Here is a 1,442-nt window from a genome sequence, read left to right as displayed (position 1 = left end):
AAAGACAGAGTTTTTATGCTACAACAAAATAAACCTCTCTCAAATTCCTCGTTGAGCTTTAGTCTACGTAAAAAAATTTGTTGGATATCCACACGTTTTGAAATCTTTCTCTTATCAATCTTCCCATGCATTGCAACTTCTAAGCATTCTCTTAGGAATAAAAAAAAAGCCGGACAAATGCCCGGCGAATTTGGAAAATCTTCAAAGATAAAATCAATCTGTCAGATCTTCGTAAGGGAACACTCAAGAAAATGCAATGGGAGGCAACATAATCAAGAGATAGTATTCTATGTCATTTTATAAGAAGAAGCACAATAAAGACTTAAGCGTATCTGCTATGCAATAAACACATAGCTTTAATTTTTTCTCAATCTTGAACTTCTCTCTTTAATCAAAATAGAAAAGAGTGAAACTCATGGGAACAAGCTTTAAGTTTATTTTTTTCATACCCTTTGATACACAACTATCAGCAAAGTGACCACGACTTCTAACAGAAAAAAATCTTTGTCAGACAATAGGCGCATTTGTTTTAAAATTTCTAATACCTCTCATGATAAAGGTATGCGGAACTTTGTTATCGTATCTGTCGGCCTTTCATATTCTCGAATCAAGGATGCTCCAAATATCACCCTCAACTTGATTTGTATGAATATAACCTAAAGGAAAAGAATGGCTCCCTGTAAGAATAAGCAAATGCAAAGTCGGTTGTGGTTATGGTATTATTTGGCAAAGTATTCTGTAAAAAGTCGAGATACTTCTACAATTTATGCCGGTATATTTTGAGTTTTATAGCGTTATTTCCTTAAGAAAGCCCGTGCTTATTCTACTGCTTGTCTATCAACATCCAAATCTAACGAGCCATAGCATATTTGAAAAAAATCTTAAGATAGTTCAGCGCTTTACGAATCGTATTAGCTTTTATATGCTAGATGGAAGTGAGCGTATTTCTGTTCGGTGTAATTTCTAAAAAGAGGAGGCAACCTAATTGGAGAAAAAACATGAATTTTTAAGGGTAAAAAATAAACTGCTCTCTTTATCATCGCCTTTTAATTCAGCTTTTCAACTTTCAAAAGTCTCTAGAGAAATATCTTTTAAATAATAGAAATTGCTTATTGCCTCACGCTTTTGTTTGTCACGTTCTTTAATGGAGGTACACCTTTCAACTTTCACGTAAAGTAGATCGGCATTGCGTTGCATACATACTCACGCTCTTGTTTTAAAGAAACATCTCTTCAAATCCCCCATCTCACGATGGCCCCTCGTGAATGTTATAATGATAAAGCCATTTTTCCCTCAATATTTATACTTGTGAAGAAGAAAACACGACACTACTCACATACTTTTCCAGTCCTCTAATATTGCAAAAACTCTTGGCATTTGAGGTGGTTCAAAAGAGGTATATCTTTCTTGTACAATTTTTATCCACATGTTCCACGCGCTTG

The sequence above is a fragment of the Bartonella queenslandensis AUST/NH15 genome, assembly GCF_000312585.1.
Classification (GTDB): domain Bacteria; phylum Pseudomonadota; class Alphaproteobacteria; order Rhizobiales; family Rhizobiaceae; genus Bartonella; species Bartonella queenslandensis_A.
This window is presented reverse-complemented; position numbering follows the sequence as displayed.